This window comes from Mycobacterium novum (assembly GCF_010726505.1).
Taxonomy (GTDB): domain Bacteria; phylum Actinomycetota; class Actinomycetes; order Mycobacteriales; family Mycobacteriaceae; genus Mycobacterium; species Mycobacterium algericum.
Window position 1 is genome coordinate 1,023,909 of sequence record NZ_AP022562.1, and the last position, 22,407, is coordinate 1,046,315.

Sequence of the window (22,407 nt, forward strand, 5' to 3'; positions counted from 1 at the left end):
GCCCTTAGTGGCAGACTCGGTTCGTGCTCGACATGCAGCAACGATTTTTCTACGGGTACCGGTCAGCGGTGCCCGTGGTTTAGCTGCAACGTCAAGCCCCGGGGTCCGCTTCGCCGACCCGGGGCTCGTCTGTTGTGTGAGGCCGGATCGCCGATGGGACCAGAACACACCAACAGCGAGAATCTGGAGTCCGAACCCATGACCAACCAAACTCAGCAGCTACCCGACATCGACGAACTGCGCCAGGAGATCGACCGGCTCGACGCCGAGATCCTGGCGGCGGTGAAGCGCCGTACCGAGGTGTCCCAGGAGATCGGTAAAGCCCGGATGGCGTCCGGGGGCACCCGCTTGGTGCACAGTCGCGAGATGCAGGTGATCGAGCGTTACAGCGAGCTCGGCCAGGACGGCAAGGATCTGGCGATGCTGCTGCTGCGACTGGGCCGCGGCCGGCTCGGTCACTGAGGGCCGCGCCCAGACGCGGTGTCGCCGCTACTGTCGGTGTGATGAGCTCCGTTCCACAGATCCCCGACATCTCCGCCACCCCGGCCTGGGACGCGTTGCGCACGCATCACCAGCGGATCGGCAACACCCACCTGCGGCAGTTGTTCGCCGACGATCCCGAACGGGGCGAGAAGTTCACCGTCGCCGTCGGCGATCTCTACATCGACTACAGCAAGCACCGCATCACCGGCGAGACGGTGAGCCTACTGGTCGACCTGGCCCGGGCGGCCGGCCTGGAGGAGCACCGCGACGCGATGTTCGCTGGGGTGCACATCAATACGTCGGAGGACCGGGCGGTGCTGCACACCGCGTTGCGGTTGCCGCGCAACGCCGATCTGCATGTCGACGGCCAAGACGTGGTCGCCGACGTGCATGCGGTGCTCGACGCGATGGGCGAGTTCACCGACCGGCTGCGCGGCGGGGACTGGACCGGCGCCACCGGAAAGCGCATCGAGACCGTGGTCAACATCGGTATCGGCGGCTCGGATCTGGGCCCGGCGATGGTCGACCGGGCGTTGCGCCATTACGCCGATGCCGGCATCTCGGCGCGGTTCGTGTCCAATGTCGACCCCGCTGACCTGGGCGCGAAGCTGACCGGCTTAGACCCCGCCACAACGCTTTTCATCGTGGCCTCGAAGACGTTCTCGACGCTGGAAACCCTGACCAACGCCACCGCGGCCCGCCGCTGGCTGGCCGACGCGCTGGGCGACGACGCGGTGTCGAAGCATTTCGTGGCGGTCTCCACCAACGCAGCGTTGGTCGAGGAGTTCGGCATCGACACCGCGAACATGTTCGGCTTCTGGGACTGGGTAGGTGGACGGTACTCGGTGGATTCGGCGATCGGGCTGTCGGTGATGGCCGTGATCGGCCGCGAGCGCTTCGCCGAATTCCTATCCGGCTTCCACATCGTCGACGAGCATTTCCGTACCGCGCCATTGGAATCCAACGCGCCGGCGCTGCTCGGACTGATCGGGCTGTGGTACTCCAACTTCTTCGGCGCCCAGTCTCGGGCGGTGCTGCCCTACTCGAACGACCTGGACCGCTTCGCCGCCTACCTGCAGCAGCTCACCATGGAATCCAACGGAAAGTCGACTCGTGCCGACGGCACTCCGGTCGTCACCGACACCGGTGAAATCTTCTGGGGCGAACCGGGAACCAACGGCCAGCACGCCTTCTATCAACTGCTGCACCAGGGCACCAGGCTGGTGCCGGCCGATTTCATCGGCTTCTCCCAACCCCTCGACGACCTGTCCACCGCCGACGGCACCGGCAGCATGCACGACCTGTTGATGAGCAACTTCTTCGCCCAGACCCAGGTGTTGGCATTCGGCAAGACCGCTGACGAGATCGCCGCCGAAGGAACCCCGCCAGATGTCGTGCCGCACAAGGTGATGCCCGGCAACCGTCCGACCACCTCGATTCTGGCCACCCGGCTCACTCCTTCGGCACTCGGCCAGTTGATCGCACTCTATGAGCATCAGGTGTTCACCGAGGGCGTGGTGTGGGGAATCGACTCCTTCGATCAGTGGGGCGTGGAACTGGGCAAGACGCAGGCCAAGGCGCTGCTGCCGGTGCTCACCGACGATGCCTCCCCGGAGCCGCAGACCGACAGCTCCACCGATGCACTGGTGCGTCGCTATCGGGCCGAACGCGGCCGGGCCGGCTGAGTGATCGGCCTTAGGCGAAGCGTTTGGTGAAGCGGGGCGGCATTCGGCGCATCGCCCATACCAACGCCGTCCACGGCCATGGCGGCACCACCGCCCGGCCGGTCTCGCGCTCGATCGCATGCACCATGGCCTTGACCCCGGATGCGTTGTCCACCATCAACATCGTCGAGCCCGATTTGGCCGTCATCTCCGATTCGATGTAGCCCGGTTCGAGCACCGTGACCTTGATCGGGCCGCTCGAGTACTCGGCACGCAGCGACTCGCCCAGTGACGACACCCCGGCCTTGCTGGCGGCGTAGGCCGCCTTGACGCCGGGAACGCCCTTGTTGGCCAACACCGAGGAGATCAACACCAGATGCCCACTGCCGGCGGATGTGAACATCTCCAGCGCTGTCTCGATCTGCACCAGCGCGGCGACCAGGTTGGTCTCGATGGTGGCCTTGTTGGCCCACAGCTTGCCCGATCCCAGCGGGGCGCCCTTGCCGATCCCGGCGTTGACGATCACCCGGTCGATTCCGCCCAGTTCATCCACGAACCGGGCGAACACCTTGGGCACCTCATCGTGGTCGTTGACGTCGAGGGCAGCCACCGAGACCTTGACACCGGGATACTGCTGGCCCAGTTCATCTCTCAGTTCCTCAAGCCGATCGATCCGGCGGGCGCACAGGGCCAGGTCGCGGCCACGTGCGGCGAATGCGCGGGCCATACCTGCACCCAGTCCTGAACTGGCACCGGTGATGAGGATTCTGCGGCGGGTCACCCCGGCAGCGTATCCCGGATCCGCGGCTGTCAAACAACCGCGGGGGCCGGACTACTTGAGCAGCCGCGACATCCGTCGGTCGGCCAGCACTTTGCCACCCGTCTGACAGGTCGGGCAGTACTGAAAAGACTTATCGGCGAACGATATTTCTCGAACGGTGTCGCCGCAGACCGGACAGGGCAACCCGGTCCGGGCGTGCACCCGCATCCCGGAGCGCTTTTCGCCCTTGAGCGTGGCGGCCTGCTGGCCGACGGAACGGGCAACCGCGTCGGCAAGAACGGCTTGCATCGCCTGGTGCAGGGCGGCGACCTGTTCATCGGACAACTTGGCGGCGGTGGCGAACGGCGAAAGACGCGCGGTGTGCAGTATTTCATCGCTGTAGGCGTTGCCGATACCGGCGAGCACCTTCTGGTCGGTGATGACCGTCTTGATGCGGCCGGTGTTGCCGGTCAGCAGCGCGACCAACTCGTCGGCCGTCACCTCCAACGCGTCGGGTCCGAGACCGGCGATGCCCGGAACCTTGTCCGGATCGTCGACCAGCCAGACCGCGAGGCGTTTCTGGGTGCCTGCCTCGGTGAGGTCGAACCCCGGCGCCTGCCCCGGGGCGCCCAGGTGCACCCGCAGCGCGATCGGCCCTTTCCCGGGGCGCAGCGGCGCCGGCGCCAGCTTGTCCGACCAGCGCAGCCAGCCCGCCCGGGACAGGTGCGCGATCAGGAACAGGTCGCCGACTTCTAGGCCGAGGTACTTACCCCAGCGGCGCGCCCCGGTGACGGTCTGGCCGTGCAACGCCGTGGGCGACGGGTCGAAGGTCTTGAGCACCGAGAACGCCGCCACGTCGATGCGGCCGATGCTGCACCCCACCGCATGCCTGCGCAGGTGGTCGGCGAGGGCCTCGACTTCGGGCAGTTCCGGCATGCACTCGAGTCTGCCCGGTCAGCGCGTGATCCGACGGGCGTCGCGCAGCACCAGCGACAGCACCCAGCTCACCAGCGATAGCACGATCGCGGCCCAGATGGCGTCCCACCAGAAGTCGGCGATGTACAGCCCCCAGTGTTTGGCGGTCTTGTCGGTGATCCAGGCGGTGATCCACAGCATCAGCGCATTGACCACGATGTGGAACAACCCCAGCGTCAGGATGTACAGCGGGATCGACAGCAGCTGCACCACCGGTTTGATGAAGGCGTTGACCAGCCCGAAGATCAACGCGATGACAAAGATGATGCCTACCCGCTCCACGGTGGTGTCACCGCCGACGATCTCGATCCCCGGAACGATCTGGGTGACCACCCACAACGCGAGTCCGGTCAGTGCGGCGCGGATCAGGAACGATGCCATGGGCAGATCTTGCCACCCGGCCGGCCGCCGATCCCCGGTTTCGCGGTCGACGCGGTCACCGCGTCGGCGAACTCCACCCCTACCCGAACCGGAAGTATCCGGTACCGTCGGTATTGACATAGTTCGCGCGGGCTTCTAAGTTCCTTGGAAATCCGACGTCGGAAGGGGTTTCCCGATGACCACTGTCACGCGGCCGAGCGGCCCGTCCCGGGAGGAATTCGCCGAACGCCTACTGAAGGGCTCGGTGAAGAAGTCCTACGCTCCCGTCGTCGACATCGACTGGGACGCCGAGATCGACCCGGACAAGTTCTTCCTGCCACCGCGGATGTGCACCCTCTACGGCACCGAGCCGTGGGAGGCGATGACCCGCGAGCAGCAGATCGAGATGTCGCGCCAGGAGCTGGTCAACGTGCTGTCGGCCGGCGTGTGGTTCGAGAACATCCTCAACCAGGCGTTGCTGCGCGACATGATGCACAAGAACCCCACCGCACGCACCACGCACTACTCGCTGACCGAACTGGGCGACGAGACCCGCCACATGCTGATGTTCGGCAAGACCATCGACCGGATCGGCGGCGTGCCGGTACGCCCCAAGCGCTACCAGCGCATCGCCATCAACGCGCTGCCCTTCGTGTTCCGCGGCAGCATCCTGTGGGGAGCCGCGCTGGTGGGCGAGGAGATCTTCGACGCGCTACAGCGCCAGATCCTCGACGACCCGGACTTGCAGCCGATCGTGCGGCGGGTGATGCGCATCCACGTCACCGAGGAAGCTCGCCACATCCAGTACGCCCGCGACGGCCTTCGGCGCAGCGTCCCGGCCATGCCGCGCTACCGGCGCGCCCTGCTGGCGAACCTGCAGGGGGTCGGCGGTCCGTTCTACCGCCACCTGTTCACCCTGCCGATCGTCTACAACCGCGTCGGCCTCGACGGCCGCGAGGCGCGCCGGGTGGCACGGGCCAATCCGCACTTCCACGCCGCCGCCCGCTCGTCGTTCGCCCCATTGGCTGCCTTCTTCGAAGAGGTCGGGCTGATGGGCCGACTGGCGCGGCGGATGTGGCGGCGAGCCGGATTCCTGTGAGTCACAACGGCAGCTGCGAGGTGGTCGTGCTGGGCGACCCGGCCCGCCTGCACGGACTGCTCGACGCCGCCCGGGTCGTCGGCCCGGATGCGGCGACCCGGTTCGACAGCGGCAGCGACACCTGGACGGTGATCACCGCCGACGGTGAGCAGCTTGCCGCCCGGGTGATCGTCCACGCCTCCGCTTCGCCGGACGACGTCGTCGCCGCCCACGGCATGCCCAACCGGTTCCGGATCCCGGGCCCGCACACCCGCCGGCAAGCCCGGTACGTCGCCCGGCTCGTCGACGGCCTGCGCCGCAGTGGGGCCAGCCGCATCGAGGCCCGCCCGGCCCGGGTGCGGGTGCGCCGGTATTTGCCGACCCGAGGGCTCTCCCGGTTCTATCTGACCGGATCGGAGAGCACCGACACCGAGGTCTATGACGGGCCTGCGATATTGACCCACAACGGCCAGGACTACCCGACCCGGGTGCGACTGGCGGGCCATTTCGATCCCATTGACGGTCAATACCATTGGCAAGGCATGTTTTTCATCGACCTACCGGGAAGCAATGCGACCGGCTCCAAGGTCAGCATCCGGGTCGGTGAGCACACCGCGGACGGGCGGGTCGCCGAGCGGACGCCGTGGGGAACGTTGACGGTTTCCGGCGCCGGCGGATATCCCCCGTATCCCCTGCAGGACTCCGAAGAGGTGCGGATCGCGATGCCGCCGCGGGTCTAAGCTGCTCGGAGTACGCCCAGCGACCACCGAGGAGACTTGAGGAGTTTCAAGTGCGGTTCACCTATGCCGAGGCGATGACCGACCCGAGCTATTACATTCCGCTCGCCAAAGCCGCCGAGGCGGCCGGCTACCACAGCATGTCGATCCCGGACAGCATCGCCTACCCGTTCGAGTCGGACTCGAAGTATCCCTATACCCCCGACGGCAACCGGGAGTTTTTGGACGGCAAGGCATTCATCGAGACGTTCGTGCTGATCGCGGCGCTGGGCGCGGTCACCAGCACACTGCGGTTCACACCGTTCGTGGTCAAGCTGCCGATCCGCCCGCCGGCGTTGGTGGCCAAGCAGGCCGGTTCGCTGGCCGCGATGATCGGCGACCGGCTGAGCCTGGGCGTCGGCACCAGTCCGTGGCCGGAGGACTACGAGCTGATGGGGGTGCCGTTCGCCCGGCGCGGCAAGCGGATGGATGAATGCATCGACGTCATCCGCGGGCTCACCACCGGCGACTACTTCGAGTTCCACGGCGAGTTCTACGACATACCCAAGACCAAGATGACCCCGACGCCGGCGAAGCCCATCCCGATCCTGATCGGTGGCCACGCCGACGCCGCCCTGCGTCGCGCCGCGCGCAACGACGGCTGGATGCACGGCGGCGGCGACCCGGGCGAACTCGACGACCTGATCGTCCGGCTCAAGCAGCTGCGCGAGGAGGAAGGGCGGTCCGGCCCGTTTGAGATCCATGTGATCTCGGTCGACGGATTCACCCTCGACGGCATCAAACGCCTGGAAGACAAAGGGGTCACCGACGTCATCGTCGGATTCCGGGTGCCCTACATCGTCGGTCCCGACACCGAGCCCCTCGACGACAAGATCCGCAATCTGGAGCGCTTCGCCGAACACGTGATCGCCAAGGCCGGGTGACGCCGGTCACATTCTGACCGCCGGCGTGTGCAGCCTCACCGTGTCGGTGGGATAGGTTCCGGCCGCTGCGGCGTTACATGGACGTATGCACTGACCGCGGACGGCGGTCAGACACTGCAGCCGTCGTTGCGTGACCTGCAGGAGGTATCGATGAAGACGCAGACTTGCCTGCCGGCCCAGTCGAGAGGCGACCACGGCGACTATATGCGCGCCGTTCACCTGCTGCGCGCCGCCGCATCCTCGGATGTCGGCCAAAGCGATGCGCGTCGGCAGTGGATTCGCGCCGCCACCCGGTGCTGACCGCCGCTGCTGGCGAAAACGCGGCACGTTTTACGGGGGACCCTTCCGCGCCATAAGTAACTCGTCTACCCTTCTCAGACGCGCCTCAGAAACAGAGCGCGTCCTGGGAAGGGTCTGCCGAGATGGCTCGTCGTCGCAGCAAGGTTGTGGGTAGCAAGGTTGTCGGGGTCGCCGCGTTCCTGGCCTTGACCGTCCCGGCCGCGCCGGCGCAGGCCGACCTCGACGACATGATGGATGTGCTGTTCGACCCGTTTGTGACCACTGCGGGCGCCTTTGACGGTGAGGCCGTGTTCGACGCGACGGCGTGGGAGTCGTTCCTGTCCACCGAGCACTGGGACGCTGCGCTGGCCGCGCTGGCCGAGCCGGGTCCGGCGGTGGGCTTCGACTTCTACGCCCTGCTGCATGACGCCACCCAGAAGTGGATCGACAGCGACCTGGGCAGCCAGGTCAACGGCGTCATCAACACGCTGTTCGGCTCGACGGTCATCGGCAACGGCATCGACGGCACCCAGGACAACCCCGACGGTGGCGACGGCGGCTGGCTGTTCGGCGACGGCGGCGCCGGCTGGGCCAGCACCACCGACGGGGTCGCAGGCGGCAGCGGCGGCGCCGCTGGGATCTTCGGCGACGGCGGCGATGGCGGGGCCGGGGGTGCCGGGGCCGCCGGCGGTGACGGCGGGGCCGGCGGCTGGCTGTGGGGCAACGGCGGTCACGGCGGCGATGCCGGCGACGGCCCCACCGCGGCCGGGCTACCGGCCCTCGGCGGGGTCGGCGGCACCGCCGGACTGTGGGCCGGCGAGCACGGCTCGGTCGGCCAGTTCGGCGCTTTGCCGGGCGGCATCACCGGAACGGTCGCCCCGCCGGTGGAGGTGTCCAACGGCTGGTTCACCAATGGCGATGGCCAGGTCGTCATGCTGCGCGGACTCAACCAGGTCTACAAGATTCCGCCGTATGAGCCGTCCGCGGGCGGGTTCGACGACGAGGACGCCGCCTTCCTGGCCGCCAACGGCTTCAACGTGGTGCGCCTCGGCGTGATCTGGGCCGGTGTGCAACCCGAGCCCGGTGTCATCGACTACGAATACCTGGCCTCGATCGAGAACACCGTGCAGATCCTGGCCGACCACAACATCGTGGCGATCCTCGACATGCACCAAGACCTTTACGGTGGCGCCTTCGGCGGCGACGGCGCCCCGGAGTGGGCCACCTTCACCGGCGGCCTGCCCAACTTCGATGTGGGCTTCCCGTTCAGTTACTTCGTCAGCCCGGCGCAGAACCACGCCTGGGATGCGTTCTGGGCCAACACCCCTGCCGACGGGATCGGTCTGCAGAACCACTACGCGCTGATGTGGCAGGCGGTCGCCGACTACTTCAAGGGCAATGAGAACGTGGCCGGCTACGAGATCATCAACGAGCCGTGGGCCGGCTCGCACTGGCTCGGAAGCCTGTTGGGCAACCCGTATTTCGATACCCAGCAGCTGACCCCGTTCTACAACCAGTTGACCGAGGCCATTCGATCCGTCGACCCGAACAAGACGGTGTTCTTCGGACCGACGACCCTCGAGGCCAGCCTGCCGGTGCCGACGCATCTGGGTACGGTGGACGACCCGAACACCGCCTTCTCGTTCCACCACTACTGCATGGTCAATGCGCTGTTCGCCGATCTCAGCTTCGGCTGCGACTGGAATGCCGACGTGGTGTTCGCCAACGCGATGGACTACGCGCAGGAGCACAACATCCCGGCGTTCCTCAGCGAGTTCGGTGCCACCGACAACCTGCCGACCATCGGCGCGAGCCTGCAGGCGGCCAACCGGTACCTGTTCGGGTGGACCGAGTGGGCCTACACCGGCAACGACATCACCAGTACGTCCCCGATCGATCAGGCGCTGGTCTACGACCCGAGCCAGCCCCCGATCGGCGACAACGTCAACTGGGACAAACTCGACCTGCTGGCCCAGCCCTACCCGCAAGAGATCTCCGGCACCCCGACCTCGCTGTCGTTCAACAACGGCGTGCTGTCGTTCGCGTACTCCACCGACCGCGCCGACGGCACCGGCAGCTTCGACGCGGGCTCGCAGACCACCATCTCCGTGCCACCCAGCCAGTACCCCAACGGCTACACCGTTAACGTGACCGGCGGAACGGTCACCTCCGCCGCGAACGCCTCGGTGCTGACCATCAGCTCAGCTTCCGGCGCGACCAGCGTGACGGTGACGGTGACGGCGAAGCCCTGACGGGCCACCGCGGGTCGCCGCCGATCACACGGAAACACCTGCAAAACAAGTGAATGCCGCGCTGCGCCGAGGCGAGCTTGCGCGGCGTAAGTAACTCGTTTACCTTCTCAGTCACAACTCAGCATCCGTGCACGTCCACGAGAAGGGTCCGTCGAGATGACTCGTCGTCGCAGCAAATCTGTGGGCAGCAAGGTTGTCGGGGTCGCCGCGTTCCTGGCCTTGACCGTCCCGGCCGTGCCGGCGCAGGCCGACCTCGACGACATGATGGATGTGCTGTTCGACCCGTTTGTGACCACTGCGGGCGCCTTTGACGGTGAGGCCGTGTTCGACGCGACGGCGTGGGAGTCGTTCCTGTCCACCGAGCACTGGGACGCTGCGCTGGCCGCGCTGGCCGAGCCGGGTCCGGCGGTGGGCTTCGACTTCTACGCCCTGCTGCATGACGCCACCCAGAAGTGGATCGACAGCGACCTGGGCAGCCAGGTCAACGGCGTCATCAACACGCTGTTCGGCTCGACGGTCATCGGCAACGGCATCGACGGCACCCAGGACAACCCCGACGGCGGCGACGGCGGCTGGCTGTTCGGCGACGGCGGCGCCGGCTGGAACAGCACCACCGACGGCGTCGCAGGCGGCAGCGGCGGCGCCGCCGGGATCTTCGGCGACGGCGGTGACGGCGGGACCGGCGGGGCCGGGGCCGCCGGCGGTGACGGCGGGGCCGGCGGCTGGCTGTGGGGCAACGGCGGTCACGGCGGTGATGCCGGCGACGGCCCCACCGCGGCCGGGCTACCGGCCCTCGGCGGGGTCGGCGGCACCGCCGGACTGTGGGCCGGCGAGCACGGCTCGGTCGGCCAGTTCGGCGCTTTGCCGGGCGGCATCACCGGAACGGTCGCCCCGCCGGTCGAGGTGTCCAACGGCTGGTTCACCAATGGCGATGGCCAGGTCGTCATCTGGCACGGTCTCAACCAGGTCTACAAGGTCTCGCCGTATACGCCGTCCGGCGACGGCTTCAGCGACGACGACGCCGCGTTCCTGGCCGCCAACGGCTTCAATTCGGTGCGCCTGGGCCTCATCTGGGCCGGGGTGGAACCGGAGCCGGGCGTCATCGACTACGACTACCTGGCGTCGATCGAGGAGACCGTCGAGATTCTGGCGCGGCACAACATCGTCGCCATCCTCGACATGCACCAGGACCTGTACAACGAGGAGTTCGGCGGCGAGGGCGCTCCGGACTGGGCGACCTTCAACGGCGGGCTACCCCACTTCGGTCTGGGTTTCCCGGCCACCTATCCCCTGAGCCCGGCTCAGAATTACGCCTGGGATGCGTTCTGGGCCAACACCAAGGCCTCCGATGGGATCGGTCTGCAGAACCACTACGCGCTGATGTGGCAGGCCGTCGCGGACTACTTCAAGGGCAATTCCAACGTCGCCGGCTACGACATCATGAACGAGCCCTGGGCGGGCACGCACTGGCTGGGGAGCATCTTGGGCAACCAGTACTTCGACGCCCAGCAGCTGACCCCGTTCTACAACCAGATCGACGCGGCCATCCGATCGGTCGACCCGAACAAGACGGTGTTCTTCGAGCCGAACACCCTCTTCGGCAGCACGCCGATTCCGACGCACCTGGGCACGGTGGACGACCCCAACTCGGCCTTCTCATTCCACCACTACTGCCTCACGACCGCATTATTCCCGGGCACCAGCTTCGGCTGCGACTGGAACGCCGACATCGTGTTCGGCTACGCGCAGGACTACATGCAGGAGCACAACATCCCGGGGTGGCTCAGCGAGTTCGGCGCCACCAACAACCTCGGCGCCATCGAGGCGAGCCTGCAGGGGTCCAACAAGTATCTGTTCGGCTGGTCCGAATGGGCCTACAGTGGCCGGGACATCACCAGTATCTCGCCGGAGGATCAGGCGCTGGTCTACGACCCGAGCAAGCCCCCGGTCGGCGACAACGTCAACTGGGACAAACTCGACCTGCTGGCCCAGCCCTACCCGCAGGTGATCTCGGGCATCCCCATCTCCTGGTCGTTCGACAACGGCGTCTTCACGTTCAGCTACTCCACCGACCAGGCCGACGGCACCGGCAGCTTCGACGCCGGCTCACAGACCACCATCTCGGTGCCACCCAGCCAGTACCCGAGCGGCTACACCGTTGACGTGACCGGCGGACACTTCACCTCCGGCCCGAACGCCCCGGTGCTGACCATCAACTCGGACGCCGGCGCGTCGACGGTGACCGTGACCGTGAGGCCCGCAGGAGGTTAGGGCCGGCGACGCTCCGGCAGCGGCAGCGGCGGAGCGCTGGCGCGCACGGTCTGGCGTACTTCGCCGAGACCCTGTACCTGTAGGGTCACCACGTCACCGTCGCGCAGCCATCCCGGGAACGGTTGCGGCAGAGTGGGATCCAGGTGTTCGAGCAGCGTACAGGTGGGGACGGTACCGGACCCGAAGACGTCGCCGGGCGTCAGCGGCACCCCGCGCGAGGCGTAGCTGATGATCTCGCCGAAGCTCCAGTCCATGGCCTCGGTGGACCCGATGCCGATGATCACGTCGTTGACGATCGCGGTGGCATGCAGGCTGAGTTTGCCGTTGCGGCGGTAGGGTTCGAGCTCGTCGGGGGTGACCAGATACGGCCCCAGCGTGACGCCGCTGTCCTTGCCCTTACCCTGCCCGATCGCCAGCACGCCCTCGGCGGCCTGCAGATCGCGGGCCGACCAGTCGTTGAAGATGGTGTAGCCGATGATGGCCTGCTCGGCTTCGACCACCGACAGGTCGGCCCCGGGTGTTCCGATGACCGCCGCGACCTCCAGTTCGAAATCCTGGCAGACACTGCCGGGTGCCGTCGGCGCGTCGTCATAGGGCCCCAGAACCGTTGACGGGCACGCGAAGTAGAACGCGGGTATCCGATACCAGGCGTCCTCGAGTTCGCGGCTGCGGCCGGTCGCGGCCCGGCAGTTGCGCATGTGGTCCAAAAAGCACAGGCTGTCGCGGATCGACGGCGGCCGCGGGATCGGCGCCATCAGCGTCACCTGGTCGAGTCGCGGCGTCGCCAAGGGCGCTTCCAGCGCGCGCTCGCCGGCCTCACGCAGGCCGTCCGGTCCCAGCCGGATCAACTCCAGCAGCGTCGTGCCGGGCGCCGCGGCGTGGATCACCTCGCCGTGCAGCACCCCGCTACGTTCGCCGTCGTCGCTTCGATAGGTCACCCACCGCACCGGTCAATCCTCGCTCACCACGTCGTCGGGCGTCTTGTCGGGCCGCAGACCACGCCAGCTCGGTTGCCGCAGCCGACCGTCGCCGGTCCGCTCGCTGTAGCGCACCTCCCCCACCAGGGTCGGTCGAACGAAGGTAACGCCCTTGGCATCAGCGCGAGGCAGCGGCGCATCGAAGGGCGATTTATCGGTGGGCGTCAGCTTTTTCTTCAGCGCTGCCAGTGCGCGCTCGGTGAAGCCGGTGCCCACCCGGCCCACGAACCGCAGACCGTCGCCCTCGGGAATCCCCATCAACAGCGACCCGATCCCCCCGCCCCGAGCACCCTCGCCGGCGCGCCAGCCGCCGATCACCACCTCCTGGGTCCGCCAATGCTTGTCCTTGACCCACGCCGGTGAGCGGCGCCCCGGCTGGTAGGGCGAGTCCCACTTCTTGGCGATCACCCCTTCCCAGCCAAGCCGGCGAGACTGCTCGAGTGCCTCGGCGCCGCCGGCGGCCAGCAGGTCTTTGACCACCAAGCCGGTTCCCTGGGCAAGCGTTGCCAGCAGCCGGCGGCGGTCCCGGTAGGCCGCGCGCAGCAAAGGACGCCCGTCGAGGTAGAGCAGGTCGAAGGCCCAGAACTCCACGCGGGTGGAGCGGGCGCTGTTCTGCATCGCCGCAAAACTGGGCACGCCGGCGGCATCGAGTGCGACGACTTCGCCGTCCAACACGACGTGGTGCTCGGTGAGCTCTGCGGCCAGTGTCTGCAGCTGCGGGTATTCGCCGGTCACGTCGCGCCCGCTGCGTGCCCGCAACCGGACCCGGCCGCGGTCGGCCTCGACCAGCAGTCGGTAGCCGTCCCACTTGCCTTCGAAGGCCCAGACTTTCGGGTCCAGCCCACTCACCGAACCGTGGGTGGCCAGCATGGGGGCCAGGTCGGTGAACGCGAACGTCTGCTGATCCTTCATCCGGTGCGCCAGCCACTGATCTCCGCCGGTCCGGATCAGCGCGTAGCGGCCCGAGATCCGATCGCCGCGCAACACGACGATCACCTCCCCCTTTTCGGACGTGTCCTGCCACTTCTCGGTCACGTAGCTGCCCGAATCCCAGATACGAACCGTGCCGGCGCCGTACTCACCCTTGGGGATGGTGCCCTCGAAGCCGCCGTACTCCAGCGGATGGTCCTCGGTGCGCACCGCCAGATGGTTGACCGACGTCGTCGTCGGCAGGTTCTTGGGCACTGCCCAACTCACCAACACCCCGTCGCGCTCCAGCCGGAAGTCGTAGTGCAGCCGGCGGGCATGATGCTCCTGGATAACGAAACTGTTGCCCTCATCTGCCGCCGGCGCCGCGGCCGGCACCGGTTCGGGCGTGCGGCCCGCGTCACGCTTGGCCCGGTACACCGCAAGTCGATCTTGACCTTCCAGGGGTCCATCCAGGCCGGCCAACAGATCGCCGTCGTGCTCAACGCGCTCCAGCACCTCGTCAAAGCGCAGCTGCCGCAGGTCTGGGTCATCCAGCTCCGCCCAGGTGCGCGGGGCGGCCACCGTCGGGTGGGCCCGGCCCCGCAGCGAATACGGCGCGATGGTGGTCTTCGAGGCGTTGTTCTGGCTCCAGTCCACGAAAACCTTCCCTGCCCGCAGCTTTTTGGCCATGGTCGCGGTCACCAGCTTCGGCATGGCGCTCTCGAGTTGCTGCGCAACGCGTTTGGCCACCGTGACCGCGCCGGCACTGGTGACCGGGCGCTCCAGTGCGGCGTAGACGTGCACCCCCTTGCTACCGCTGGTTACGGGGAATGTGTCCAGGTCCAGCTCGGACATCAGGTCGCGGATCGCGCGCGCCACCTGGGCCAGCTGGCTCATCGACACCCCCTCCCCGGGGTCCAGGTCGAACACCAGACGACTTGCCTGGCCCGGCTTGAGCACCCGGCCGCCGCCCGTCCATTCAGCCTCGAAACGCCACTGCGGCACGTGGACTTCCAGTGCGGCCTGCTGGGCGATCCAGGCCAGGCCGTCGAGGTCCTCGATGATCGGATAGGCGGTGATACCGGAGCGGTGCTGCACCTCGGCGCGGGGCAGCCAGGCCGGCGCCGAGGAGGCGAGCTGCTTTTCGAAGAAGGAGTCCTGTGCCACGCCGTTGGGCCAACGTTTGCGGGTCACCGGCCGTCCCGCGATGTGCGGCAGCATCACCTCCGCGATACGCGTGTAGTAGTCGTAGACCTGCGCCTTGGTGGTGCCCGTGGCCGGGTAGAGCACCTTGTCGGCGTTGGTCAACTTCACCCGGGTCTGGAACGGCTGTGCAGCCATGCTGCCAACCTACGTCGCGATAAAGCCGGTTTCGGGCACGTTCGGGTGGGCATACTTGCCTCATGCGTTCCATCTGGAAGGGTTCGATCGCATTCGGTCTAGTCAACGTCCCGGTGAAGGTGTACAGCGCCACCGAGGACCACGACATCAAGTTCCGTCAGGTACACGCCAAGGACAACGGCCGGATCCGCTACCGGAGGGTGTGCGAGGAATGCGGTGAAGTCGTCGACTACGCCGACATCGCGCGGGCATACGAGTCCGACGACGGCCGGATGGTGGTGATCACCGACGACGACCTCGCGAATCTTCCCGAGGAGCGCGATCACGAGATCGCGGTGCTCGAGTTCGTCCCGGCCGGTGACCTGGACCCGATGCTGTTCGACCGCTCCTACTTTCTGGAGCCGGCGACAAAATCGATCAAATCGTATGTGCTGTTGGCCAAGACACTGGCCGATACCGACCGGGTGGCGATTGTACATTTCACGCTGCGCAACAAGACCCGACTGGCGGCGCTGCGGGTCAAAGACTTCTCCAAGCGTGACGTGATGATGGTGCACACGCTGTTGTGGCCGGATGAGATTCGCGACCCCGACTTCCCCGCCCTGGACACCAAGGTTGAGATCAAGCCCGCCGAGCTGAAGATGGCCGGGCAAGTGGTCGAGTCGATGGCCGACGACTTCGATCCCGACCGCTACCACGACACGTATCAGGAGCAGTTGCACGAGTTGATCGCTGCCAAACTTGAAGGCGACGAGGCGTTCACTCCCGAGGAGCGGCCCGCCGAACTCGACGCCACCGAAGACGTCTCCGATCTGCTGGCCAAGCTCGAGGCCAGCGTGAAGAAGCGCTCGGCGGCCAACAAGGAGCCCGCCAAAAAAGCGCCGGCCAAGAAGGCGGCCGCTAAGAAGACTCCGGCGAAGAAGGCGCCGACCAAGAAGGCCGCGGCAAAGTAGCCGCGTCGGCCGACGCCGCGGGCCGCGCGCGCACCCGTTGCGGCCACCAGAACCAGCGCCCGAGCAGCGCGGCGATGCTCGGCGTCATGAATGACCGCACGATCAAGGTGTCGAACAGCAGGCCCAGCGCGATGGTGGTGCCGATCTGGCCGAGAATCCGCAGGTCACTGAAGATGAACGACGCCATGGTGGCGGCGAACACCAGTCCGGCGGCGGTCACCACCGACCCGGTTCCGCCCATCGCGCGGATGATGCCGGTGTTCAAGCCGGCGTCGATCTCCTCTTTGAATCGTGAGATCAGCAGCAGGTTGTAGTCCGAGCCGACCGCCAGCAGCAGGATGACGGCCAGCGCCAGCACGATCCAGTACAGGTGGATGCCGAACAGGTACTGCCACACCAGCACCGACAGCCCGAAAGAGGCGCCCAGCGACAGGGCGACCGTGCCGACGATGACGATTGCGGCGACCAGACTGCGGGTGATGATCATCATGATCAGCAGGATCAGGCTCAGCGCGGCGATTCCGGCGATCAGCAGGTCGTACTTCGCGGCGTCGGCGATGTCCTTGTAGGTCGAGGCCGTGCCCGCCAGATAGATGTGCGAGCCCTGCAGCGGAGTGCCCTTGACGGCCTCCTTCGCGGCGTCGCGGATCTTGTCGATGTGCGAGATGCCTTCCGGGGTGGCCGGGTCGCCCTCGTGGGTGATGATCAGCTGCGCCGCTTTGCCATCCGGAGACAAGAACAGCTTCATCCCGCGCTTGAACTCAGGGTTGGTGAATGCCTCGGGCGGCAGATAGAAGGAGTCGTCGTTCTTGGCGTCGTCGAAGGCCCGGCCCATGGCGGCCGGGTCGTCGTTCGCGGCCGCGGACTGGTCGCTGATCCCGGAGTTGGTGGCATAGTTGTTCAATGCCAGATCTCGGTTGACCTGCTGGCTTTCGATCTGAGACGGGATCAACTCCACCAACTGCGGTTGCAGCGCGTCCAGCTGGTCCAAGGCTGACGTGAGCTGTTGGAGCTTCTCGGCAAGCTTGTCGATGCCGTCCTGCAGGTCGAAGACGGAGCGCAGCGCCGCGCACGCCGGGATGTCGAAGCAGTGCGGTTCCCAGTAGAAGTAGCTGCGGATCGGCCGGAAGAAGTCGTCGAAGTTCGCGATCTGGTCGCGCAGGTCGTTGGTGAGGGCGACGGTGTCGTGAAAGCCCTGGGTTTGGGCGTGGGTGGCGTCGGCGGCCTGCTGCTGCAGCGCGTACTGCTGCTGCAAGGTCTGAATCGACTTCTCCGCTTCGGCCGCCTGCTTGAGCAGATCAGCCGCCCGGTCCATCTGATACTTGAGGTTCTGGGTCTGGGCGACGTTGCCCTGGCCGACCGCAAACGGTATCGACGTGTGCTTGAGCGGAGTGCCCAACGGCCGCGTTATCGATTGCACCTTGGCGATGCCCGGGGTGTGGAACACAGCCTTGGCGACCCGCTCCAACACCAGGAACGATGCCGGGTTGCGCAGGTCGTGGTCCGATTCGATCATCAGTAGTTCCGGGTTGAGCCTGGCCTGGGAGAAGTGGCGTTCCGCGGCCGCATAGCCGATGTTGGCCGGGGCGCGGTCCGGCATGTATTCCCGGGCGTCGTAGCTGGTCTTGTAGCCCGGCAGGGCGAGCAGACCGATCAGGGCGACGGCGCAGGCGACCACCAGGATGGGCCCGGGCCACCGGACGATGGCGGCGCCGATCCGCCGCCAGCCGCGGGTCCGCATCGCCCGGGTGGGTTCGAACCGGCCGAACCGACTGCCCACGGTGAGCACGGCCGAGGTCAGGGTCAGCGCGGCGATCAGCGCCACGAAGATGCCGATGGCGGCGGGCAGCCCCAGGGTGTGAAAGTACGGCAGCCGGGTGAAGCTCAGGCAGTACACGGCACCGGAGATGGTCAGGCCCGAGCCGATCACGACGTGCGCGGTACCGCGGTACATGGTGTAGAACGCGGTTTCGGGATCTTCGCCGGCCGCGCGCGCCTCCTGGTAGCGGCTGATGATGAAGATCGCGTAGTCGGTTCCCGCGGCAATCGCCAGCAGGGTCAGCAGATTTGTTGAGTACGTTGATAATCCGATGACTTCGTGATACCCGAGGAACGCGACGAATCCGCGTGCCGCTGCCATTTCGATGGCCACGGTGAGCAGCGCCAGCACGGTGGTGGCGACCGAGCGGTAGACGGCGAACAGCATGATCGCGATCACCAGAAAGGTGATCGCCGTGACCTTGTTGGTGCCCTCGCTGCCGACCGAGAACTGGTCGGCGACCAGTGGCGCGGCACCGGTCACGTAGGCGCGGACCCCGGGCGGCGCTGGGACGCCCTCGACGATGTCGCGGACGGCGGCGACGGACTCGTTGGCCAGCGTCTCGCCCTGGCTGCCGGCCAGAAACACTTGGGTCAGTGCTGCTTTGCCGTCGTTGCTCTGGGAGCCGGCGGCCGTCAGCGGATCGCCCCAGAAGCTTTGGACGTGCTGAACGTGTTCGGTGTCGCGCTCCAGTTCGGCGACCAGGGTGTCGTAGAACCGGTGCGCCTCGTCGCCGAGTGGCTGGTCGCCTTCGATGACGATCATCGCCGCGCTGTCGGTGTCGTACTGCTGGAACACTTTTCCGATGCGCTTCGCCGCTTGATACGACGGCGCGTCCGGGGAGCTCATCCCCACGTTGTGGGCTTCGGCCACCACCTCCAACTGCGGAACGAGGCTGTTGGTCACGGCGGCCAGCGCCACCCAGAACAGGATGATCGGCACCGCGAAGCGGCGGATGTTGCGCGGCCAGAAAGGTCGCTGCTCGTGCTGCTCGCTCATCCGGACTTGTCCAGGCAGAAGGTGTAGGCGCTCACGGCGTTGACGATCCTTTCGTCTTTGAGCTCGCCGTCGACGACGATTCGGCAGCCCAGCAAGTCGCCGTTCCCCTGCGCCCGCAGGTCTCCGATGATCGCCGGCTCAGTCGTCGTCGCCTGGTAACGCCAGGGCAGCGGAGCGTCGATGACTTGCTGCGGTGCGGCGTCGACGTCGAGGTAGTTGATGGTGGCGGTGGCACCCGGGGCGCCGAAGACCTCGTAGACGACGTTCTTGGGGTTGAACGGGACGATCTCGTCGGCGGAATCCCTGCTGGTCGAGGTGGTGTCCTCCGAACCGAAGATGCCGTGCAGCCGCGAGATTCCGAACGCGGCGGCGGCAACCACCACCACGGCGACGATAACCATCCACCCACGCCGGACCAGCGAAAATAACGACGGTCTGCGCACCGACCAAACGTACGGTACGGAACCGTACAGCTCAATAGTGCGACACCGGTGATTTTGCGATGGCAGGCGTCAGCGGGTGCCGCGAGTGAGGCCCGGAAGGACCACCTGGTCAACAAGATTCGCCACGGTGCGCGCCGTGGCCGCCCGCCCCGAGACCAGGGACCGGAAGATGAGGTATCCGGGCAGCACATCCCACAGGTCGTCATTTATGGCGGCGGCATCGATCTCACCGCGGTCGACGGCCTGCCCCAGGATGTGGAGCATCAGCGCTTTGCGCTGATCGATGAACTGGCGCTGCATCGCGTCGTTGAGCGCGGGGTTGCGCGACACCTCGACCAGGACCGCGCGGATGGTGCCCGCGTGCTGCGTGGTCTGCTCACAGACCAGCTCACCGAGCCGCAACAGATCGCCACGCAGGCTGCCGGTGTCGGGCGGTACGGCGACCTGGCGGACGCCCTCGGTGAAGGCGGCCAAAACCAACTCGGCCTTCGATGGCCAACGCCGGTACACCGTGGCCTTACTCGCCCGCGCGGTGGCCGCGACCGCGTCAACCGTCAACCGGTCGTAGCCGTTCTCCTGCAATAGCTGCAGCGTGACTTCCAGCAGTTCGACTTCACGCGGCGACCAGGTTGAGGTGCCGGCAACGTCGAGGTTCTGGCTCACGGCATCAACCATAGAGCGCCGCCGATTCCAACGAGGGTTTCAGCTCGCCGTCGATATCGCCGGATAGGCGGCGGGAGTGTGGCACCGCCAGCGTGAGTTCACCTGTTCATCGATGTCAGGGCGGCGCTTTGTTGAGAGCGCGTTCGGCATTGATGCGGTGGACGCGGCCTTGGATTCGGGTGCGCTTGCGGGTGGGCATCATCAGGCCGCGGACCGCGGTTGGTAATGCCGGTGACGTTGTTGCCGGTGGCGCGCCGCTGGGCATGCACAGCATCGGGAAGAGCAATCTGCTGCCCGGTCGGGTGGTGTAGGTGTGGCCGGTGGGGCTGGTCCACTCCACGGTGCCATCGGGGTGCTGGATATCGTGCCAACCACCAGGGCCGGTCCAGAAAGTCTTGAGCAGGTGATGTTTTCGGCATAGACAACGCAGATTGGCTGGATGGGTCGGGCCGAACGGATACGCGATGGCATGGTCGACGTCGCAGTAGCTGGCGGGCCGGTCACAGCCGGGGAACCGGCAGGTGAGGTCGCGGGCCCGGACGAAAGCGGCCAGGGCCACAGACGGCCGATAGTGCGGCTCGGCAGGCAGACCCTCCGGGTGCCGGAGTGGTTTGACGGTGGCGCCGCCGTTGATCAGCTGGGCCAGCAGCGGCGCGGGTACCGTGCCGCCGCCGATGATGGCCCCCGCGCGTGCCGGACGGGCTTGGGTTTTGGGAGCCGGGGCGGGTGGCGGTTGGTCGCCGTTGCCGAATCCCGGATCGGTCGCGGTGTCCAGGGCGGCCTGTTCGGCAAGGACATAGACCGTGACGTTGGCTGCCCGGGCATCGGTGCCACCGCTGGTCGGGCAATCGGTGTTGCCACAGGCGCAGGCGAGGCTGTCAGCTCCGGCGGCCAAGGCGCCGAGGGCATCGGCGCGGCGCTGAGCCAGGGTGCGGGGGTCGTCGTCGCAGACGGTGTGGGCCAACTGGGTCAGGCGCCGGTCGAGTGCGGCGGCGTCGGTGCTGAACAGCCGGCCCCACAGGGCGGTGGTGCCGTTTTCGCCGTTGCGGGTGTCGACAACGATTTCGCGGCCCCGGGCGTCTCGCTCCTGGCGCCGGATGGCCTCGGGGTCATACCGGTCGATCAGGGCGTCGATGGCGGCAGCGGTTTTGGCCGCGGACAGCGGCCCCAGGCCGGTGGCGATCGCGGCCAGCTCGGTGTCGACGGCGTCCAGTAGGTAGGGGTCGGTGATCAAGGCAGTGCGCCAGACGATCGTGGCCACCACTCGGGAGTTGATCGCCCCGTCAAGAAACAGCGCGGCCACCCTCGGCAGCCGCTCCCGCAAGGCGGAGGCCAAATACATCTGCGAGGACGCCATACCGTGGCTGATCTGCTCGGCAGCAGCAACCTCGGAGGCTGCAGCATCCCAGTAATCACAAGACCAGCGCGACCGGTTCACCGCGTCCGTCCCCCGGGTACGCCGCGCCACCAACTCACCGACCGCGGCCAGCCGACGCGCCGCCGCAGCCGACTCGGCCCGGGCCCACCCCGAGATGGCAGCCACCAACGCGGCGTCGTCAGCCTCGGCTAACGACGCCGGCTCCGGCAAAATGTCCTCGAACATGTGTTCGATTGTACCCGAATCGGCCGACATGTGCATGCAGCGCCCGGGCAGCCCGGGCCTAAATTAGAACGTGTTTCAGAAAAGGGGTTCAGCTCCCGGCCGATCCTTGTTAGCGTGCCTACGTGATCCTCGATAGATTCCGACTCGATAACTCGGTCGCCGTCGTCACCGGCGCCGGCCGTGGCCTAGGCGCGGCGATCGCCGTAGCGTTCGCCGAAGCCGGCGCTGACGTCGTCATCGCCGCGCGTACCCGATCCCAACTAGAGGCCGTCGCCGAACAGGTCGAAAGCACCGGGCGTCGCGCCCACATCGTCGCCGCCGACCTGGCCCACCCCGAAGAGACCGCCAAGCTGGCAGCTGAGGCCGTCGACGCCTTCGGCAGGCTCGACATCGTCGTCAATAATGTCGGCGGCACCATGCCCAACATGTTGCTGACCACCTCGGCCAAAGACCTCAAGGACGCGCTGACCTTCAACGTCGTCACCGCGCACGCGCTGACCACCGCCGCCGCGCCGCTGATGCTGGAACACGCCGGCGGCGGCTCGGTCATCAATATCACCTCGACGATGGGGCGGCTGGCCGGGCGTGGATTCGCCGCCTACGGAACCGCCAAGGCCGCGCTGGCCCACTACACCCGGCTGGCCGCCATGGACCTGTGCCCGAAGATCCGCGTCAACGGCATCGCACCGGGATCGATCTTGACTTCCGCGCTGGATGTGGTGGCGTCCAACGACGAACTCCGCGAACCGATGGAGAAGGTGACCCCGATGCGCCGACTCGGGGATCCGACCGATATCGCCGCTGCCGCAGTCTATTTGGCCTCGCCGGCGGGAAGTTATCTCACCGGCAAGATCCTCGAGGTCGATGGGGGCATCACGTTCCCGAACCTCGATCTGCCCATCCCCGACCTGTAGAGGA

18 protein-coding genes and 2 pseudogenes are annotated in these 22,407 nt (G+C 66.9%); 10 read left to right on the forward strand and 10 right to left on the reverse strand.

Going from position 1 to position 22,407, the window contains the following annotated elements; all coding sequences use genetic code 11:
- The first annotated feature begins 198 nt into the window (after positions 1-198).
- Together G6N19_RS04730 and pgi are read left to right on the forward strand one after the other, a co-directional pair.
- Positions 199-462, forward strand: coding sequence for a chorismate mutase (locus tag G6N19_RS04730; protein WP_408632461.1), 264 nt, complete (start codon positions 199-201; stop codon positions 460-462).
- A 41-nt stretch (positions 463-503) separates the two neighbouring features.
- The gene (gene pgi / locus G6N19_RS04735) at positions 504-2,168 is read left to right on the forward strand and encodes a glucose-6-phosphate isomerase (RefSeq protein WP_193465862.1); all 1,665 of its coding nucleotides are present in this window, start codon (positions 504-506) and stop codon (positions 2,166-2,168) included.
- 10 nt (positions 2,169-2,178) lie between these two features.
- Here the strand turns inward: pgi and G6N19_RS04740 are convergent, their stop codons facing one another.
- The 4 genes and pseudogenes from G6N19_RS04740 to G6N19_RS04750 form a co-directional block, all read right to left on the reverse strand.
- Positions 2,179-2,928: an SDR family oxidoreductase gene (locus tag G6N19_RS04740; protein ID WP_041317209.1), complete on the reverse strand. Its 750-nt coding sequence runs from the start codon at positions 2,926-2,928 to the stop codon at positions 2,179-2,181.
- A gap of 51 nt (positions 2,929-2,979) precedes the next feature.
- Positions 2,980-3,468 carry a zinc finger domain-containing protein gene (locus tag G6N19_RS21120; protein WP_408632482.1) on the reverse strand — a complete coding sequence of 163 codons (489 nt, stop codon included), beginning with the start codon at positions 3,466-3,468 and terminating at the stop codon, positions 2,980-2,982.
- A gap of 177 nt (positions 3,469-3,645) precedes the next feature.
- Positions 3,646-3,843: pseudogene (locus G6N19_RS21125) on the reverse strand (DNA-formamidopyrimidine glycosylase family protein); the annotation flags it as partial.
- 18 nt (positions 3,844-3,861) lie between these two features.
- Positions 3,862-4,263: a phage holin family protein gene (locus G6N19_RS04750; RefSeq protein ID WP_013827831.1), complete on the reverse strand. Its 402-nt coding sequence runs from the start codon at positions 4,261-4,263 to the stop codon at positions 3,862-3,864.
- A 175-nt stretch (positions 4,264-4,438) separates the two neighbouring features.
- Between G6N19_RS04750 and G6N19_RS04755 the strand changes: the two genes are divergently transcribed.
- The 6 genes from G6N19_RS04755 (at position 4,439) to G6N19_RS04780 (ending at position 11,782) form a co-directional block, all read left to right on the forward strand.
- Complete coding sequence (locus G6N19_RS04755) at positions 4,439-5,341, forward strand: AurF N-oxygenase family protein (RefSeq protein ID WP_193465863.1); 903 nt, start codon at positions 4,439-4,441, stop codon at positions 5,339-5,341.
- On the forward strand, positions 5,338-6,060 hold the full coding sequence (locus G6N19_RS04760) for a DUF4873 domain-containing protein (RefSeq protein WP_193465864.1): 723 nt from the start codon (positions 5,338-5,340) through the stop codon (positions 6,058-6,060). The genes G6N19_RS04755 and G6N19_RS04760 overlap by 4 nt, the downstream gene beginning before the upstream one ends.
- A gap of 50 nt (positions 6,061-6,110) precedes the next feature.
- The gene (locus tag G6N19_RS04765) at positions 6,111-6,980 is read left to right on the forward strand and encodes a TIGR03619 family F420-dependent LLM class oxidoreductase (protein WP_013827828.1); all 870 of its coding nucleotides are present in this window, start codon (positions 6,111-6,113) and stop codon (positions 6,978-6,980) included.
- Positions 6,981-7,130: 150 nt separating this feature from the next.
- Positions 7,131-7,280, forward strand: coding sequence for a hypothetical protein (locus tag G6N19_RS04770; RefSeq protein ID WP_013827827.1), 150 nt, complete (start codon positions 7,131-7,133; stop codon positions 7,278-7,280).
- A 146-nt stretch (positions 7,281-7,426) separates the two neighbouring features.
- Positions 7,427-9,511 carry a cellulase family glycosylhydrolase gene (locus tag G6N19_RS04775; protein ID WP_193465865.1) on the forward strand — a complete coding sequence of 695 codons (2,085 nt, stop codon included), beginning with the start codon at positions 7,427-7,429 and terminating at the stop codon, positions 9,509-9,511.
- A 180-nt stretch (positions 9,512-9,691) separates the two neighbouring features.
- On the forward strand, positions 9,692-11,782 hold the full coding sequence (locus G6N19_RS04780; RefSeq protein WP_193465866.1) for a cellulase family glycosylhydrolase: 2,091 nt from the start codon (positions 9,692-9,694) through the stop codon (positions 11,780-11,782).
- Here the strand turns inward: G6N19_RS04780 and G6N19_RS04785 are convergent.
- Positions 11,782-12,729, reverse strand: a pseudogene (locus tag G6N19_RS04785) (fumarylacetoacetate hydrolase family protein); the annotation flags it as partial. The gene G6N19_RS04780 and the pseudogene G6N19_RS04785 sit on opposite strands and share 1 nt — an antisense overlap.
- Positions 12,730-12,732: 3 nt before the next feature.
- Positions 12,733-15,009 (reverse strand): ATP-dependent DNA ligase, encoded by a 2,277-nt coding sequence (locus G6N19_RS04790; RefSeq protein WP_193465868.1) that lies wholly within the window; start codon positions 15,007-15,009, stop codon positions 12,733-12,735.
- A 62-nt stretch (positions 15,010-15,071) separates the two neighbouring features.
- On the opposite strand from G6N19_RS04790, the gene ku reads away from it, so the two are divergent.
- Complete coding sequence (gene ku, locus G6N19_RS04795) at positions 15,072-15,962, forward strand: non-homologous end joining protein Ku (protein WP_193465869.1); 891 nt, start codon at positions 15,072-15,074, stop codon at positions 15,960-15,962.
- Here the strand turns inward: ku and G6N19_RS04800 are convergent.
- The 4 genes from G6N19_RS04800 to G6N19_RS04815 form a co-directional block, all read right to left on the reverse strand.
- Positions 15,910-18,780 (reverse strand): MMPL/RND family transporter, encoded by a 2,871-nt coding sequence (locus G6N19_RS04800; RefSeq protein WP_193465870.1) that lies wholly within the window; start codon positions 18,778-18,780, stop codon positions 15,910-15,912. The two genes, ku and G6N19_RS04800, sit on opposite strands and share 53 nt — an antisense overlap.
- The gene (locus G6N19_RS04805; RefSeq protein WP_408632462.1) at positions 18,777-19,181 is read right to left on the reverse strand and encodes an MmpS family transport accessory protein; all 405 of its coding nucleotides are present in this window, start codon (positions 19,179-19,181) and stop codon (positions 18,777-18,779) included. The genes G6N19_RS04800 and G6N19_RS04805 overlap by 4 nt, the downstream gene beginning before the upstream one ends.
- 111 nt (positions 19,182-19,292) lie before the next feature.
- Entirely contained in the window at positions 19,293-19,898 is a 606-nt protein-coding gene (locus G6N19_RS04810; RefSeq protein WP_193465872.1) for a TetR/AcrR family transcriptional regulator, read from the reverse strand.
- Between the two features lie 103 nt (positions 19,899-20,001).
- Positions 20,002-21,489 carry an HNH endonuclease signature motif containing protein gene (locus tag G6N19_RS04815; RefSeq protein WP_193465873.1) on the reverse strand — a complete coding sequence of 496 codons (1,488 nt, stop codon included), beginning with the start codon at positions 21,487-21,489 and terminating at the stop codon, positions 20,002-20,004.
- Positions 21,490-21,611: 122 nt separating this feature from the next.
- On the opposite strand from G6N19_RS04815, the gene G6N19_RS04820 reads away from it, so the two are divergent.
- A complete protein-coding gene (locus tag G6N19_RS04820; RefSeq protein WP_193465874.1) occupies positions 21,612-22,403 on the forward strand; it encodes an SDR family oxidoreductase in 792 nt (263 codons plus the stop codon).
- Positions 22,404-22,407: the final 4 nt, after the last annotated feature.